The organism is Paenalcaligenes sp. DL 463 (genome assembly GCF_057475185.1).
Genome location: NZ_JBYBKX010000001.1, coordinates 315,198 through 331,855 on the forward strand (window position 1 = coordinate 315,198; position 16,658 = coordinate 331,855).

Annotated in this window: 12 protein-coding genes; 5 read left to right on the top strand and 7 right to left on the bottom strand. The window is 51.2% G+C overall.

What is annotated here, in order from left to right; translation table 11 throughout:
• Window positions 1–56: 56 nt before the first annotated feature.
• From AC2UZI_RS01490 to AC2UZI_RS01520, 7 genes are all read right to left on the bottom strand, one after another.
• Complete coding sequence (locus AC2UZI_RS01490) at window positions 57–1,721, bottom strand: AMP-binding protein (protein ID WP_486942059.1); 1,665 nt, start codon at window positions 1,719–1,721, stop codon at window positions 57–59.
• 71 nt (window positions 1,722–1,792) lie between these two features.
• The gene (locus AC2UZI_RS01495; RefSeq protein WP_486942060.1) at window positions 1,793–2,347 is read right to left on the bottom strand and encodes a DUF4442 domain-containing protein; all 555 of its coding nucleotides are present in this window, start codon (window positions 2,345–2,347) and stop codon (window positions 1,793–1,795) included.
• 9 nt (window positions 2,348–2,356) lie between these two features.
• Window positions 2,357–3,679, bottom strand: coding sequence for an OmpP1/FadL family transporter (locus tag AC2UZI_RS01500; RefSeq protein ID WP_486942061.1), 1,323 nt, complete (start codon window positions 3,677–3,679; stop codon window positions 2,357–2,359).
• Between the two features lie 166 nt (window positions 3,680–3,845).
• On the bottom strand, window positions 3,846–5,795 hold the full coding sequence (locus tag AC2UZI_RS01505; protein WP_486942062.1) for a 3-hydroxyacyl-CoA dehydrogenase NAD-binding domain-containing protein: 1,950 nt from the start codon (window positions 5,793–5,795) through the stop codon (window positions 3,846–3,848).
• Window positions 5,788–7,089: an acetyl-CoA C-acetyltransferase gene (locus AC2UZI_RS01510; RefSeq protein ID WP_486942063.1), complete on the bottom strand. Its 1,302-nt coding sequence runs from the start codon at window positions 7,087–7,089 to the stop codon at window positions 5,788–5,790. Before AC2UZI_RS01510 ends, AC2UZI_RS01505 begins: the two co-directional genes overlap by 8 nt.
• Window positions 7,090–7,100: 11 nt before the next feature.
• A complete protein-coding gene (locus AC2UZI_RS01515) occupies window positions 7,101–9,449 on the bottom strand; it encodes an acyl-CoA dehydrogenase (RefSeq protein ID WP_486942064.1) in 2,349 nt (782 codons plus the stop codon).
• A gap of 55 nt (window positions 9,450–9,504) precedes the next feature.
• On the bottom strand, window positions 9,505–10,167 hold the full coding sequence (locus tag AC2UZI_RS01520; protein WP_486942065.1) for a TetR/AcrR family transcriptional regulator: 663 nt from the start codon (window positions 10,165–10,167) through the stop codon (window positions 9,505–9,507).
• Window positions 10,168–10,707: 540 nt separating this feature from the next.
• On the opposite strand from AC2UZI_RS01520, the gene AC2UZI_RS01525 reads away from it, so the two are divergent.
• From AC2UZI_RS01525 to AC2UZI_RS01545, 5 genes are all read left to right on the top strand, one after another.
• Window positions 10,708–12,168 (top strand): TolC family outer membrane protein, encoded by a 1,461-nt coding sequence (locus tag AC2UZI_RS01525; protein WP_486942066.1) that lies wholly within the window; start codon window positions 10,708–10,710, stop codon window positions 12,166–12,168.
• 71 nt (window positions 12,169–12,239) lie between these two features.
• A complete protein-coding gene (locus AC2UZI_RS01530) occupies window positions 12,240–12,452 on the top strand; it encodes a hypothetical protein (RefSeq protein WP_486942067.1) in 213 nt (70 codons plus the stop codon).
• Window positions 12,430–14,619, top strand: a complete 2,190-nt coding sequence (locus AC2UZI_RS01535; RefSeq protein ID WP_486942068.1) for a type I secretion system permease/ATPase — start codon at window positions 12,430–12,432, stop codon at window positions 14,617–14,619. The genes AC2UZI_RS01530 and AC2UZI_RS01535 overlap by 23 nt, the downstream gene beginning before the upstream one ends.
• Window positions 14,620–14,684: 65 nt before the next feature.
• Window positions 14,685–15,971 (top strand): HlyD family type I secretion periplasmic adaptor subunit, encoded by a 1,287-nt coding sequence (locus AC2UZI_RS01540; protein ID WP_486943688.1) that lies wholly within the window; start codon window positions 14,685–14,687, stop codon window positions 15,969–15,971.
• 12 nt (window positions 15,972–15,983) lie between these two features.
• Window positions 15,984–16,616, top strand: a complete 633-nt coding sequence (locus tag AC2UZI_RS01545; protein ID WP_486942069.1) for a response regulator transcription factor — start codon at window positions 15,984–15,986, stop codon at window positions 16,614–16,616.
• Window positions 16,617–16,658 lie beyond the last annotated feature (42 nt).

A 16,658-nucleotide genomic window follows, 5' to 3' on the forward strand; every position in this document is an offset into this window, starting at 1 on the left:
TTGCCTCGTCTAACAATTGAATATCTATTTAGTTATTCCCATATATGCATATGACGCTACGCGTCTTTAAGCTTTCGACGCAGTATTTTGCCTACATTGGTGCGTGGCAGGTCGTCGCGAAATTCGACGGATTTCGGTATCTTGTAGCTGGTTAAACGTTTACGTAGATGAGCGATGACATCTGCCTCGGTCAGGGATGGATTCTTGCTAATAACGAAAAGCTTAACCACTTCGCCCGAGTGATCGCTTTCAACGCCGACAGCGGCGGCTTCGATGATGTCGGGGTGTTCAATCGCAACGGCCTCAATTTCGTTAGGGTAGACATTAAAGCCTGATACCAGAATCATGTCTTTTTTGCGATCAAGAATATAAATGTAGCCCTTGTCATCCATGTAGCCGATGTCGCCACTGCGCAGAAAGCCATCGTCGTCAAAGGCTTTCTTGGTCTCGTCTGGGCGATTCCAGTAACCCGGTGTGACTTGTGGGCCGCGTATGCAAATTTCACCGCTTTCGCCAATGGGTAGGTTGCGTTGTTGATCGTCACGAATGGCTACTTCGGTGGAGGGCACGGGAAGGCCGATTGAGCCGGTGAAGCTTTGGTTGCTTAACGGATTAATGGTGGCAGCCGGCGACGTCTCCGTTAAACCATAGGCTTGGGCGATGGGGACACCCGTGAGTTCTAACCAACGTTTGGCCACCGCTTCTTGCACAGCCATACCGCCGCCTAATGCGATTTGAAACGACGAGAAATCAAGCTTTTTGAAGTCGTCGTTATGTAATAGCGCATTAAATAAGGTGTTGACGCCGGTTAAGTAGGAAAATGGCGCTTTCGCTAATTCTTTGACAAATGCTTTGATGTCTCGCGGGTTCACGATCAGGAGATTTCTGGCCCCTACACGCATGAAGACGAGGCAGTTAGCGGTCAGTGCGAAGATATGGTAGAGGGGTAGGGCGGTGACGACTGTCCCCGCGTTGTCATCAATGTAAGGGCGCAACCAGGCTTGGGCCTGACAGACGTTGTGGATCATGTTGCCGTGGGTAAGAATGGTTCCTTTTGCCACACCAGTGGTGCCGCCGGTGTACTGCAGCAGTGCCATGTCGTCTTGTGTTAGCGTTGGTGCAACAAGTTCAAGCTGGGATCCGGCGTTTAAGGTTTTCTTAAACGGGATGGCCGAAGGTAAGGTCCAAGCAGGTACTAGTTTTTTGACCCGACGCACCACAAAATTCGTTAGCCCGCCTTTAAGGCCGCCCAACATTTCACCTAACGAGGTCACAACAATGTGTTTGACCTGAGTCTCGTTGATCACTTCTTCTAAGGTGTGCGCAAAATTTTCAGCGATAACGATGGTGGTTGCGCCGCTGTCTACCAGCTGATGCTTGAGCTCATGGGCGGTGTAGAGTGGGTTAGTGTTAACCACGGCTGCCCCGATGCGCAGCGTGCCAAAAAAGCAGATGGGGTACTGCAATAAGTTGGGCATCATTAATGCCACCCTATCGCCTTTTTGTACGCCCACAGACTGCAGCCATGCACCAAAGTGAGCCGACTTCTCGTTAAGTTCTGCATAGCTAAGCGTGGTGCCCATACTGTCGTAGGCAATACGATCGCTAAAACGCTCGCAACTCTCAAGCATCATATCGGCAAGGGAGGAATACGCACTAGCTTCATTGCTAATGTCAGCAGGAATACCATCGGGGTAGCTTTTTAACCAAATTTTTTCCATGCTTGCCTCTCGTTAAAGGTGGATGATCGTCGCCAGCGGATCAACCAAGGTGCTTTTATTACGTGTAGCGCTTAGCGGGCAGAGGATGATGGGTTGGTCTTGGCAGACGCTTTCGCTACATACTTCTGTTTGTAAAAGGCTTTCTGTGCAATGTAAAGAGTGCGTTCTACTTGTGTGTGGACGAAACCGGCATCATCTTTAATCTGAATTGTAAAACGATGATCTAACTCGTGCTTCAGTGCTAACTGCTGCTGAATATGGTCAAGGTCCGTTTCGCTGAGAGTAAAATCAGCATATACGGTATCGTAAGCAGGTTTACGATAGCGTATGTTGGCTGATTTATCCCAGATAATAAGGTCGTCACTAAGGTTTAAGAACAATAGCGTGACGTGAACGCCGTCTGTTATCGAAAAAAGTGAACCCCCAAAAATAGAGCCGACCAAATTTCGTGTTCGTCGTATCAGTGGTAAGCGTATACGCAAATGACGTAGATCGTTAGATACAAACTGCACACGTCCACCCGTAGCCCTAAATGCAGGGTGCAGGTTGAAGCTAAGACGAAGCGCTGGGCCCCGCCACGTCTTGGGTAGACGTTTTAGGGCCGAGAAAATAGTGGTTAGGCGCACCAGTTTGACCTAAAACTGATACGAGTACTGGATGCCAAACACGTTGGCGTTATCTTTGTATTTACCGCGCATGGTTCCTTTTCCTTCTTCAGGTAAGCCGTTATGGATGCTGGCATTATTTAAGAATAAGCGTGCGTAGCCAATATCAAGGGTTGAGTTAGCACTAAACCGATACTGCGCACCCACAGATAACCAATAGCGATCATTATCAGGAAGCGATGTGGGTCGGTAAGTGGCATTACGTACCGGGGTTTGATCCCAGGCTATCCCCCCCTTAAAGGTCCATTTTTGGTTGTAGTGATAGTTGGCGCCCAGTGCAACGCGCCACGCATCTTGGAAGCGCAAGTCCAGAGAGTCATCGGGTAAGCCACCCTCGTTATAAATATCTAACGATTTAATACTACTCCAGCCCGTCCAAGACACATCGGCAAGCAACTGCCATTTCGGATTAAGGTCATGGACCACGCTTAGTATCGCTGTGTCGGGCAACCTAACACTGGCTTTGGCGTTTACTTTTTGATCAACAGCAATCGCCCCACCTTGGGAATTGGGTAGTTGACCTTTTAAGGTGGTGTGGCCACTGGCGTTGATCTTAACGGTCGAGCGATACGATAAACCGATACGGGTATCGGGGGTGGCTTGAAACAGGATACCGGCGTTCCAGCCCCATGCGTCGCCATCCATTTTGACCCGAGCATTCAGGTCTGGAGCCCCCACCATTTGGGACACAGGCAAGACGGCTAGTGCTGGAACGGCACGTCGATAGTCTGCATCAAGTCGCATCCAGTTGGCCCCCACGCCAAGCGATAAGCGTTCGTTCACTTTATAGGCGATAGACGGGTTGAGGTTTATGCTTTCAATACCAAACTTCGTGGAGTGATAGCGGCCCATCCAGTCGCTATCGTATTCAGTGGTGAGGCCGAAGGGGGCGCCTAGGCCAAGACCAACAAACCATTGTGGGGTCAGTTCCCACGACACATAAGCATTGGGTAAAAAGCCCCAAGCGCCCGCATCGCCGCCAGTGTTATTGCCAATGGGCAGAGACCCGAACGGGGTTTCAGGGCCGGTGCTGCCGCTATCACGAAACTTAAAGCTAGGTTTAATGACGGATAAACCGCCACTGACGTTCACACCGGGTAGGCGTGTCATTCCGGCGGGATTGAAATAAATGGTGCTGGCGTTGTCTGCAATGGCTGCAGAGCCGGCATAGGCGTTACCCAGACCACTCGCATTTTGTTCAAGTAAATTGAAACCGGCGCTTTGTGCAACGCTTGTAACGCCCAGACTCATAACAACGGCGGAAAGAAGCCGTAAGGATGCTGCACGTTTCATGACATCTCCTTATCGTGGATGATTGCTCTTTTGAAGCGATAAACGTCGCCTTGTAAGCTACGTTCTGTCACGTTTAGTCGTTGTTTTTATCTTTTAGGACAAACGTTTGTTTGCTTTTTTCGTGAAATGAATACCCCCTTATGTGATACCACTGGTGTGGTGACAGTTACGAGTTAGTTTGGGTGTGCATTCGATCTTTGTAGAACAATGGGCCCCCTAAGAAGGGGGCAAAACCGGTACCAAATATGGCGCCTGCATCGGCAAGGTCGGCATCGGCCACCACCCCTACGTTAACCTGCACCTGAGTCTTATTAATCAATGGTGCGATAAGGCGTATCGCTAAGTCCGAAGGAATATCGTTGGCCTTTGCTTTTTGGGCCTTACCGTTTACCCATTTATAAAACCCCTGACCGCTTTTACGTCCTAATTCGTTGGCGTCTAAGCGCTGCTGGAGGCAGCGGGGGGTATCTTCGCTGTCGGACAATTGCACACCCACGTCTCGTGCGATATCTAAACCAACGGTGTCGATGAGTTCAATCGGCCCCATCGGCATACCAAACTTAACCATGGCGGCATCCACCACTTCGGGCTTAATACCTTCATCCACGCAACGCATGGCTTCCAGCATATAGGGGGCCAGAATGGCGTTGACTAAAAAGCCAGGTGTGTCGCTAACCGGTAAGGGTAGCTTAGAAATTTGATCACAAAATGCCATCGCTGTGGCTCGCACCTCAGGGTCGAGGTCGTGTGTTTCCACGATTTCAACCAGCGGCATTTGGGCAACCGGATTGAAAAAGTGAATACCGATCAAACGGTCTGGGCGCATTAAGGCTTTTCTTAAGGTCTCAAGTGGAATGCTTGAGGTGTTGGTTGCCAAGATGGCGCCTTCTTTAAGTTGAGGCTCGATCATGGCATACAGTTGTTGCTTGGCGTGAACGTTCTCGCTGATCGCCTCTAACACCAGATCCGCTTGAGGGATGGCGATGCCTTTTTCATCAGGGATCAGACGATCAAACGCTTGTTGTATTAATCGAGGATCGCGTAAGCGTCGTTTAAACAAGGCGAGTGCCCGTCCCTGTGCTTGCGCGACGCGGTCGCGGTCTTGATCTTGTAGTGTGACCTTAATGTTTTTACTGGCACACAGGGCGGCAATGTCTCCGCCCATGACGCCTGCGCCCACGATGTGTACGTGCGTCAGTGGGTCTTTGGTTGTGCGCTTAGCAAAGGCTTTAAGGCGCTCTTGCAAATGAAACACCCTTACCAAATGGCGTGCGGTTTCTGAGGTTGTGATGCGGTGAATGGTATCGGGTGATTTTAACGGGTTGCCGTCATGTCTGGCCCATATGTCTACGATAGCTCGCGGGGCCTGATAGTGATGGTGGGGGTCTTTTTGATTAACGGCGTTAAGGGTCTGCTTTTCCACCAGCTTTTTGAAAGGGGCTTTGTTTAGCCAAGCCTCCCAGCCTTTGGCTTTACGTGGGGCTTTGCCGCTTAACACGTGATAGGCAGCTGCCTGTTTGGCAAGGCGCTCGGGTACTAAGGCGTCGGCTAAACCCATGCGAACGGCTTGTTTTGCCCGCACATTTCGACCAGTAAGCATGATGTCGAGTGCTTTAGATGGCCCGATTAATTCGGGCAAGCGTTTCATGCCGCCCCAGCCGGGAAAGATACCCAACATGACTTCAGGAAGCGCTAGCACGGTGTTGCTGCGATCGATAAGCAAGCGGTACTGGCATGCCAGTGCAAGCTCGAGTCCGCCGCCCAAGCAGTGACCATGGATTAATGCCAAGGTAGGGAATTTGAGGTTTGCCAGACGGTTAAAAATTGACCACCCTCGTAAGATCAGCGCTTCGCCCTTAGCCGAGGTGTCTAAACTGGAAAACTCATCGATGTCTGCCCCCGCGATAAAGCCGCTGGCTTTAGACGAATAGATGACAAGACCCGCAGGGGGCGCGGCAACGAAGTAGTCAAGGGCGCGATCCAGTTCGTGCAATACCTCGGCAGACAGCCGGTTCACACTGCTGTTGGCCACATTGATTTCAAGCCATGCGATATGCTTGGCATCGATCGTGCACTGAAAATGGCGTAATCCTAAATTGCTAAAGTGATCAGCCATGGTTGGCTCCTTCTAGGCGTTCAATTAGCATGGCGCCGCCTTGGCCGCCCCCTATACAAATAGCGGCTAGCCCACGTTTCTTTTGTTGTTGATGCAAGCTGTTAATGACGTGTAGCACAATACGGGCACCGGAGGCACCCACTGGGTGACCGATAGCAATGGCCCCGCCGTGGATGTTGAGACGGTCAAGTGATAACTCGCCCAGAGCAGGCCGGTTTAAATTGCTTTGGCACCATGCTTCGTCTTTCCAGGCGGCGATACACGCGAGCACTTGGGCAGCAAAAGCCTCGTTGATTTCCCAAAGGTCGATGTCGTTTAACCCCAGTTGATGGCGGTCCAATATGGGCGTCGAGGCAAAGACAGGGCCTAATCCCATGACCTTAGGGTCAAGGGCAGCCCATTGCACGTCTACGATTTTAGCAAGAGGCTGAAGCTGGTATTTCGCTACGGCTTTCTCTGACGCTAAAATTACCAAAGCGGCACCATCGCTAACTTGCGAGCTGTTTCCGGCGGTAATGTTTCCCCACGGACGGTCAAATACCGCGCGTAGTTTGGCTAGATTTTCGGGGGTGGAGTCGTCTCGAATGCCATCGTCTCGACGTATAAGACCGCCGCTTGAGGTACTTAAGGCAATGACTTCGTTGATAAAGGCGTGTTCGTTATACGCCTGCTGAACCAGACGGTGGCTGCGAGCGGCGTATTCATCCATTTGCGCTCGGCTGATGTCGAATAAAGAGGCGAGCTCTTCGGCGGTTTGCCCCATAGACAGGCCGACGGTAGGGTCGGTAAGCCCTTTTAGCAGGCCAATAACGGGCTTCACATAGTGGGGGCGTAGGCCTCGTAAGGCGTTGATGCGGGCTTTAATACTTTTGCTTTGATTCCATTTGGCTAACCATCGCACCATATCGTCGCTGAGTAATAGCGGGGCTCGTGATAGGGCGTCCGTGCCGCCGGTAAGGACTAAGTCGGAGCGTCCTGTTTGAATGGATTGAATGCCAGAGTCGATCGCTTGCATGCCCGAGGCGCAATTGCGCATGACCGTCCACCCCGGTACGGTATCGCCACATCCTAAACGTAAGGCACAAAGGCGTCCGATATTGCTTTCGTCTGCAGAAGGCGCGGCACTGCCGATGATGACTTCACTAAGATCGGTAGGCTTAAACGCTTGGCGCAAGAGTAATTCACGACCCGTTTGCACCACCAGATCAGAGGCAGAAAGCGGCCCCGGTTCATTGCGCGCTTTTAAAAAAGGACTACGAGCGCCATCAACAACATATACGGGTTCGAACGGCATTCAACGGCTCCCTAATTTACGATGTCAGCAGGCGTGTCGGCTGACTGCACTGAAGTAAAGTCGAGGGTGAACTCGTCCACGGCAATGACTTGATCACGCAACACGTTGCGAGCGGATATTTTCTCGTACTCGTCTTGACTAATGCCTTTCGCTAAATAGACGGCGGTGGCGATATCACGCACATTCGCTTGAGGATTATTATCAAGCTGCCCGCTTTTCTCGAAGGCCCGTATTTTGGCATCGATGTCTCGGGTGGCGAGCGTGGCGTCAAAAGCAGATTCGATAGCACGTATGGGTTCGTGCGACCCCTTGGGGATAAAGCTTAATTGGGTAAGACGATGACGGCTATCGCTTTTCTGCGTGATTAAACGTGCAACTTCTTGACCCAGTTTATCAGTCGGTGCGGAAAAAGTACGGCCATAAGGGAAAATACATAGTCGTACAAGAACGGCGATGGGGCGGTTTGGGAAGTTTCGTAATATTTCATCAAAAGCCTGTTGCAGACGATGCAGGGCGTCTTGAATGGCCCAATGAGCGAAGGGTGCGTCGGCGGCTTGTCGACCTTCGTCTTCGTAGCGTTTGAGTACAGCACTGATGAGATAAAGCTGTGAAAGCACATCGCCAAGACGGCCTGATAGGCTTTCGCGTCGCTTTAACGAACCGCCCAGCACTAACATGGACGTATCAGCCAACATTGCAAAGGCAGCCGAGAAGCGATTCAGCGCGTGATAGTACGGACGCATGGCGGGGGCGACGTCAACATCGACTTTAGAGAAAAGACGCCCACTTAAGCCATACAGCAGCGTACGACCACTATTGCGAAGGCTAAAGCGCATGTGGGCCCAAAAAGCACGATCAAACTCGTGTAGACCCGCCTTGGTGTCAGGGTTTTGTACCGCCTGCATTTCGGCGAGCACATAGGGATGGCAGCGAATGGCGCCTTGGCCAAAAATAATCAGGCTGCGCGTTAAGATATTTGCCCCTTCTACGGTAATGCCGACGGGTAGTTGTTGGTAGGCGCGGCCTAAAAAGTTAGACGGGCCCAGACAAATTCCTTTACCGCCAATGATATCCATACCGTCGTTAACGACTTGGCGTCCGAGCTCGGTCAAGTGGTACTTAACAATGGCAGACGAGACAGCCGGTTTCTCGCCCAAGTCTACTGATTGCGCGGTCATGCTTCGAGCCGCATCCATCAGGTAGGTGTACCCACCGATGCGAGCTAAGGCTTCGGCAACCCCTTCAAAACGTGCGATGGGTGTGTTGAATTGCTGACGTACGGTCGAGTAAGCGCCCACCGAAAGCGCGGTAATACGGGCCATGCCAGCATACGATGAGGGTAAGGAAATAGAGCGTCCGGCAGCGAGGCACTCCATCAGCATACGCCAGCCTTTACCTGCCTGTTCTGCGCCCCCAATGATGAAATCTAGTGGGATGAAGACGTTATTTCCACGGGTGGGGCCGTTCATAAACATGGCGTCTAAGGGGAAATGGCGGTGGCCAACTTGTACGCCGAGATGATCACTGGGCACCAAGGCACACGTGATCCCAATATCAACGGTGTCGCCCAGCAACCCATCGGGGTCGTAAAGCCTAAAAGCCAAGCCAAGCACGGTGCACACGGGGGCCAGTGTGATGTAGCGTTTATCCCAGCTAACCCGCATGCCTAATACTTGCTCACCTTGCCACTCGCCCATGCAGACGGTGCCGGAATCAGGAATAGCGGCGGCATCAGAGCCGGCCCAAGGGCTGGTTAAAGCAAAGGCAGGAATGTCGTCACCTCGTGCTAATCGGGGTAAATAATGATTCTTTTGTTCCTCAGTACCGTACTGAATCAAGAGCTCGGCCGGGCCAAGTGAGTTCGGCACCATCACCGTAACGGACAAGGCCGAGCTACGCGTTGAAAGTTTGCTGACGACAGCAGAATGCGCTTGCGCTGAAAAACCCAGCCCTCCATATTCGGTGGGAATAATCATGCTGAAAAAACCTTTGGTTTTTAGGTAATTCCAGACTTCGGGGGTAAGGTCGCTGTCGTCACGAGTGAGAGTCCAATCATCCACCATATTGCAGACTACGTTGACTTCGTTATCAAGAAAAGACTGCTCGGCCGGACTCAGTGAGGGCTTGGGATACGAATGCAGGGTGCGCCAATTTGGCTTACCGGAAAAGAGTTCACCTTCCCACCAGACCGTACCCGCCTCTAAGGCATCGCGTTCGGTGTCGGACATGGCGGGAAGGACTTTCTTAAACGTATTGTAGAGGGGGCGAGTGAGCCATTTTATACGGTACTTTTCGTCGTTAAGGACGAAAACGGCTGCAGCAATCGCCGCGATCAGTAAGACTAACAGTAGCAATTCCATGATCGACTCCAATGTGTAGCAGTCGTGTGCCCGTTAAGCGGGCACGAACTTCTGTTTACGGTGACTCAGGCAATGGACTGCGCAAACCGCCTAATAAAAAACTCATTAACCGTGCATGTAGTTGTCGGTTCTCTTCGGTCTCGTCAATGTTTAGCTGAGAGGCACGAATCACATGGCGCAGTTGCTCAGTTCCCATCAGCGCGTACGACACTGAGCCCAACATAAAGTGAAAGCGCCAAATAATCTCTTCTTCCGGCACCCCCACTAATGACAAAAATAACGCTTGTTTATAACGGTCGAAAACAAAAGCGTGTTCTTCATCAAAGATGGCTTGAATGAAACCTTCCGAGTCGGAGGTTGAGCGTTCAAGCAAGGGAAGGAATGCCTTTTTATCGCGACCGTGAGCTAAAGCGTGACGAACTAGCGGCCCAAAAAAACCCTCTACAATTTGCGAAGGCTTAAGTGGAGCCCCCTTTGCATCGTGCTCAAGCTGTTCAATGATCTGCAAACGCTCTTCGTTAATAGCATTGAGTCTACGCTTAAATACCGCCTGAACTAAGGCTTCTTTAGAGCCGAAGTGGTAGTTAACTGCAGATAAATTCACTTTAGCCGTACTGGTGATTTGCCGCATGGTGGTGTGCTTATGGCCATGCTGTGCAAATAACTGTTCGGCAGCGTTCAGGATGCGGTCGCGGGTGGGTGGCAGTGTGGCTTTCATAGTGTCTGTATTCAAACGATTGTTTGAATTTAACCTTATTTGATGAGAGTGACAGTGAGGATTGTCCCTAGGTTAATGGTGAGTGGCTAATAAGCGTTACATTTTGATAGGGTTAGGGGGTGCTTGGCAACTGTTGTGCAGTATAAGCGCACGGTAGAGCGGTGCACACAAGGGCGTTTTCACTGTTTTCCGGTCATACTTTGTTGCGCTTCACTTTTTTCGTTGCCTTTTTACGTGTGTTTCTAAAGAAAAACCAGAAATTAACAATTCTTTTTTAAGATTTAAATAGTCTTTGGATACAATCACGTAACAGTGTGAAAACGGCGTTACACCCCTAAATGCGGGGTTATACACAGCTTTAAGACGCAAGGTTATGCTTCAAGAATACAGGCCTGAAACCTGTAGCTCCGCCTTGCCAGCGCTATTAACTAAGTCTGTTCCCGTTTCAACACCTTCCACCTCTCGTGCAGTGGCAGCCTTCAATAAAGGGGGCTTACTTTGCTGTGCGTGTTTGAAAATATTCATAGCAGGAGCTGCAAGATGCAAGCCCGTAACGTTCGAATCCTAGCCCTTGCCATCAGTATTGCCTTCACCGGCGCAAGTTATGCGCAGGGCGCCACACCATTAAGCCAGAGTGTAGAGCGCGCGATATTGACTAACCCCGAATTGGGTGCCCGTTTCCAAGATTTCCAATCAAGCTTAGAAGGTGAGAATGTAGCTCGTGGTGCCTTGTTGCCCGAAGTGAATGCCTCAGGCTGGTTGGGCCGTGAGTGGCGTGGTAGTACCTCGTTAAGCCCTTCTTACGATTGGAATCGACGCGGCTACAGTTTAGAGCTGCGCCAACTCATTTTTGATGGTTTTTCTACCATCAATCAAGTAAAGCAACTTGGCTTTGAAAAATTAGCGGGATACTACGAGCTTTTAGCGTCGGTAGATAATGTGGCGTTGGAAGCAGCATTGGCCCACGTTGATGTGCAACGCTATCGCGAAATGGAGCAGTTGGCACGCGAAAATTACACCATGCATTTGAATATCCTAGGGCAAATTCGTGAGCGCCAAGAATCCGGTGTAGGGCGAGGGGTAGACTTAGAGCAGGCCTATGGCCGTCAAGCCTTAGCCCAAAGTAATGTCATGACCGAAGCGGGTAACTTGAATGACGTGTTGCAACGTTACCGTCGTGTGGTGGGCGAGTCGGCTGCTCCTTTGTTACTTGATCCCCCTAATATTGCTGAACAGCTTCCACACGAACCTGAAAACTTTGATAGTTCGTTACGAGGCAATCCGGCTGTGTTGGGGAAACAAGCGTTGGTTCAAGCCGCCAATGCGGGGAAAGACGTCGCTAAAGGTCGGTTTTCTCCTACGCTTGAGTTTCGTGCGGCCACCGGTAAAGACCGGAACGAACCCCCTAGTGTGAACTATCGTGACGCCCAAGCCTCTAATGTTCAGTTGGTGCTGTCTTACAATTTGTTTCGGGGTGGTGCGGATTCTGCACGTGTACGTCAAACCGCAGCGCAGGCCTATGCAGCCAGAGACGTACGTGACTATACCTGCAGGAACACACAGCAAGACCTCGCCATTGCGTGGAGCAATATTGCCCGGTTGCGCGAGCAAATTCCGTTCTTGCAACAGCATGAGCTAGCCACTTCTAAAGTTCGCGTGGCCTACATGCAGCAGTTCCAAATCGGTCAACGTTCATTACTGGATCTGTTGGATACCGAAAACGAGCTTTTCGATGCACGTCGTGCTTTGGCAAACGCCGAATATGACTTGAAGCAAGCGGAATACCGCTGGTTAGCCAGCTCTCACCAATTGCTGTCGGCGTTGGGCCTATCGCAGCCTCATAACGAAGCACCAGAGGAAGCCGATCATTTGGACTTCCCTGAAGAGGCATTACAGGCGTGTTTGACCCCTGTTCCCGATGCTGCCAATTTGAAGCCCATTACGGTCGAGTACCGTGATAATTTGCAGCCGCCCATCGTGCGCGCTCAAACGGCTAATTAAGGCATCAAAAAGACCGCATGCTTAGGCTATGCGGTCTTATTTATGTCACCCAATTAGGGTAAAAGGAAGTCATGGCTGACGATTACAAGCGCGAGCTTTCTACCTCCGATGCGGATTTTATTCGCGTTCTTGAAGATCTGATCGATGTGCTGATTGCAAATGGCACGATCCGAATGACCGATCTTCCCCCCGAGGCGTTAAGCAAATTGCACGCACGTAAGCAAGCTCGCAAACGCCTACGTAATACGCTGGACTTAATCAATGACGACGAACCCCTTATCTGAGCAGCCTGTCGAGTTGGATCTCGCTAACGCTTTGCCACCCCATGTCACCCATGATGACCCATTGTTGGCGTGTTTAGTCGAGATCACGAAACTGCACGGCAACCCGTGCTCGGCCCAGCATCTGAGTGCAGGGTTACCGCTGGTTAACCATCGTTTAACCCCTGACCTGCTATCGCGAGCAGCGCATCGAGGAAACTGCTCCTCGAAAGTGGTGCGCCGTGCCCTTAACGCTTTGCCCACGGCCGTTTTGCCCGCTATTTTGTTTTTAAAGCAAAATCGCGCCTGCGTTCTGATCAGTGTGAATGGTTCGACAGCAACCGTACATTATCCCGAGGCAGCGTCGCCGGTGACGGTTGATGTGGAAGCGTTGGACCAAACTTACACCGGCTTAGCGGCATTCATCCAGCCACGTTATCAGGTAGAAGCCCGCGCTAAAGAGGGTGTGGCGGCGCTTAAAGGTAAACATTGGTTTTGGTCCACCATCTTTGAGAATTGGCGTCTTTATCGCGATGCAATCGGTGCGGCGTTATTAATTAATATCTTTGCACTGGTGATCCCGCTCTACACCATGAATGTTTACGATCGCGTGGTTCCTAATAACGCGACGGACACCTTGTGGGTGCTCACAGTGGGTATTGGTATTGCGCTGATCTTTAACTTGGTGCTGACCAGCGTGCGCGCTTATGTAGTCGATATGGCCAGCAAACGGGTGGACGTAAAGCTATCGGCTTTAATTATGGAGCGCGTACTGGATTTACGCATGGAAGCCCGTCCTGCCTCAGTGGGCTCGTTTGCCGCTAATTTGCGTTCGTTCGAATCGGTACGCGACTTTATTGCATCGGCAAGTTTAACCACCTTGGTCGACTTGCCTTTTGTGCTGTTGTTTTTAGCGGTGTTGGCTTGGATATCGCCGTGGATGCTGATCCCTCCGGTTGTGGCGATTGTGGTCGTGTTGATCGTCTCGTTCATCGCGCAGCGCCGCATGGAACGACTAACCAAAGAAACCTTTCAAGCGGCGGCTCAGCGCAATGCGGGTTTGGTGGAATCGTTATCCGGCTTAGAGACCTTAAAAGTACTCAATGCGCAAAGCCACGCTCAGCGCAATTGGGAACAATCGACGCAGTTTCTGGCGACCATGGGCGCTCGTATTAAGCTCACCTCATCAACGACGGTTAGCTTTGTGCAAACCATGCAGCAAATCGTCACCATCAGCGTCATTGTGATTGGTAGCTATTTAATTCAAGACGCCGCGCTGTCTTTAGGGGGCATTATTGCCTCGTCGATGATTGCTGGACGCTGCTTAGGGCCACTAGGGCAGGTCGCGGGTTTGATGATGCAATATCAAAACGCTCGAACGTCGTTGGACTCGATTGATAGCTACATGGCTTTACCGGTAGAGCACCCAGACGGCAGAAGTTTTGTGCCACGTCCCAACTTGAAAGGCACGGTTGAATTCCGAGGGGTCAGTTTTCATTACCCGAATAGCGAACAACATGTGCTCAGCAATATTAATCTTAGTATTAAAGAGGGCGAAAAAATTGGTATTGTGGGTCGTATCGGTTCGGGTAAGACCACCTTATCTAAGTTGGTGCTAGGGCTTTATCAACCCACTGAAGGCACTGTGCTGATCGATGGCGTAGACAGTCAGCAAATTGACCCAGCTGATTTGCGCCGTGCTATGGGTTATGTGTCACAAGACCCTGTACTGTTTTACGGTACGCTAAAGCACAACCTCATGATGGGGGCGCCCTTTGCTTCCGACGAAGAGATGTTGGCCGCTGCTCGTATTTCAGGGGTGGATCAGTTTGCATCGCGTCACCCTGATGGCTACGACATGATTATTAGCGAACGGGGTGAATCGTTGTCGGGCGGCCAGCGTCAGTCTATCGCTGTTACACGGGCGTTGATGAATAATCCGTCAATTCTGCTACTGGATGAGCCCAGCAGCAATATGGACAACCAAAGCGAATCTGCCCTGCGCGAGCGTCTAAAGAACATCAGCTCTAATAAAACGGTATTGCTGGTTACACACCGTACCGCGTTGCTTGATTTAGTCGATCGACTTTTGGTGGTGGATAACGGTCGTATCGTAGCTGATGGCCCTAAAGATCAGGTCATTACGGCGCTGCGTGAAGGCCGTATCGGTGGTGCACGGAGGGCTGCGTAATGTCATCCCTTTTAGCGTGGATCAAAAAAAACTGGCCCAGTGAAACCTCGCCTTCCACACGAAGTATGGCTGATAACGCCAGTTGGGTCGAGACGCATCAAGACGTACGCGGGTCGCGTGTGTTGATTTGGCTATCGTTGTTTGCGGTGGCGATGCTTATTATTTGGGCTGCTTTGGCCTGGATTGACGAGGTCGTACGTGGCGAAGGTAAGGTGGTGCCCTCCAGGCAGGTTCAAATCGTACAAAGTCTGGATGGTGGTGTGGTTGAGGAAATTCTTGTGCGCCCGGGCCAGTCGGTGGAAGAGGGCGAAGTGCTGTTGCGCATTGACCCCACTCGCTATAGCTCGTCGTTAGGCGAAAGTCAGGCCGACCTACTGTCGTTGTCGGCAAAAGCCGCTAGATTGGAGGCAATTGCGTCAGGTCAAGACTTGAATATGCCAGAAGAGGTATTGTTAAAAGCACCAGCATTGGCAGAGATGGAACGCCGTGTATGGGAGGCTCGTATGCAAGAGCTTCAAGCGAATTTAACTGTGGCGAAAGACCAGTTGCATCAACGGCGTCAAGAGCTTCGTGAAACGCAGGCGAATCGAGATCAAGCGGCTTCAAGCTGCGCACTGACCTCGCAAGAGCTACGCATGACACGGCCGTTGTTGCAAAGTGGTGCGGTGTCTGAGGTGGATTTACTGCGATTGCAGCGTGATGTGGCGCGGTACTGCGGTGAACAAAAAGCCGCCGCCGCGCAGATCGATCGCATACAAGCGTCGATTGATGAAGCAGAAAGTCGTTCCAGTGAGATTGATATTATCTTCCGTAACCAAGCTCGCACTGAACTGGCTGAAACGCGTGCCAAGTTAGCGTCGTTAGAGCAAGGGCAATTAGCACTGGTGGACCGCGTGCGTTTGGCTGAAATCCGCTCACCCGTGCGCGGCACCATCAAAACCCTAGCGGCGAATACCGTGGGTGGGGTGGTGCAGCCTGGTAAAGATATTTTAGAAATCGTCCCTACCGACGATACGTTGTTGCTTGAAGTGCGTATTAATCCACGCGACATCGGTTTTTTGTACGCAGGACAGAATGCAGAAGTGAAGTTCACGGCGTATGACTTTGCGGTATATGGGGGCTTGTCTGGCACGTTAGAGCAAACCAGTGCTGACACGATCACCGACGAGAAAGGCAACTCGTTTTATGTTGCCAAAGTTCGCACAGAACAAGCTTATGTCGGAGAAGATAACCGGCCAATCCTGCCGGGAATGGTGGCTGATGTACACATTTTGACGGGTAAAAGAACGGTGATGCAGTACTTGTTGAAACCGATTTTACGAGCAAGATCCAACGCTTTTACAGAGCGTTAAAGGAAGAGCGGCATGCAGCATAACGATTTTGTTTTAATCCTAACGAATGATGAGCACTTGTGGGAGCACTGGAATCAGCTTTCAAGTGCGCAATGGTCCGTGGTACGCGCAAACGGGTTAGACGACGTTTACCGTTGGTTAGAGCAAGGACATCACTTGGTAGTGGTGGATCACATGCTTAAGCCTTGGCTTGATACGCGTTGGGCAACCTTAAGCCGTCAATTGCAGTGTGTGGTGGTCAGTACGGCGCCAAATGATACCGAAGGTCAAACCGCGTTGGCCGCTGGCGCTCGTGGCTATGTGCATGCCTATGGAGCCGTAGGGGCGTTAGAGCGAGTATTGCGTCATGTTGCTGCCGGCGAGGTGTGGGTCGGAGAAAGCTTGCTTAGTCGCTTGCTCAGTACCGTTAGCCAAGGGCTACCCGAGATGACGGGCGACTGGCAAAGTCCCTTAACTGCCAGAGAGATCGATGTCGCAAAGCGAGCGGCATTAGGTCATTCTAACCAGTTGATCGCGACAGATTTGGGCATTAGCGAACGTACCGTGCGCGCCCACTTGTCATCCGTTTTTGAGAAGCTCGATGTAACAGATCGTTTAATGTTAACGCTAAAGGTACACGGAATTTATGCTGGGCAACCCAGTTAAGCTCTTGATCTATCAAAGAAAGCCAACCATATCGGTTGGCTT

Bases quoted from the DNA above. Each gene is read 5' to 3' on its own strand.
- AC2UZI_RS01490 (WP_486942059.1), bottom strand. From the start codon at position 1,721: ATGGAAAAAATTTGGTTAAAAAGCTACCCCGATGGTATTCCTGCTGAC.
- AC2UZI_RS01500 (WP_486942061.1), bottom strand. From the start codon at position 3,679: ATGAAACGTGCAGCATCCTTACGGCTTCTTTCCGCCGTTGTTATGAGT.
- AC2UZI_RS01505 (WP_486942062.1), bottom strand. From the start codon at position 5,795: ATGGCTGATCACTTTAGCAATTTAGGATTACGCCATTTTCAGTGCACG.
- AC2UZI_RS01510 (WP_486942063.1), bottom strand. From the start codon at position 7,089: ATGCCGTTCGAACCCGTATATGTTGTTGATGGCGCTCGTAGTCCTTTT.
- AC2UZI_RS01515 (WP_486942064.1), bottom strand. From the start codon at position 9,449: ATGGAATTGCTACTGTTAGTCTTACTGATCGCGGCGATTGCTGCAGCC.
- AC2UZI_RS01520 (WP_486942065.1), bottom strand. From the start codon at position 10,167: ATGAAAGCCACACTGCCACCCACCCGCGACCGCATCCTGAACGCTGCC.
- AC2UZI_RS01525 (WP_486942066.1), top strand. From the start codon at position 10,708: ATGCAAGCCCGTAACGTTCGAATCCTAGCCCTTGCCATCAGTATTGCC.
- AC2UZI_RS01530 (WP_486942067.1), top strand. From the start codon at position 12,240: ATGGCTGACGATTACAAGCGCGAGCTTTCTACCTCCGATGCGGATTTT.
- AC2UZI_RS01535 (WP_486942068.1), top strand. From the start codon at position 12,430: ATGACGACGAACCCCTTATCTGAGCAGCCTGTCGAGTTGGATCTCGCT.
- AC2UZI_RS01540 (WP_486943688.1), top strand. From the start codon at position 14,685: ATGGCTGATAACGCCAGTTGGGTCGAGACGCATCAAGACGTACGCGGG.
- AC2UZI_RS01545 (WP_486942069.1), top strand. From the start codon at position 15,984: ATGCAGCATAACGATTTTGTTTTAATCCTAACGAATGATGAGCACTTG.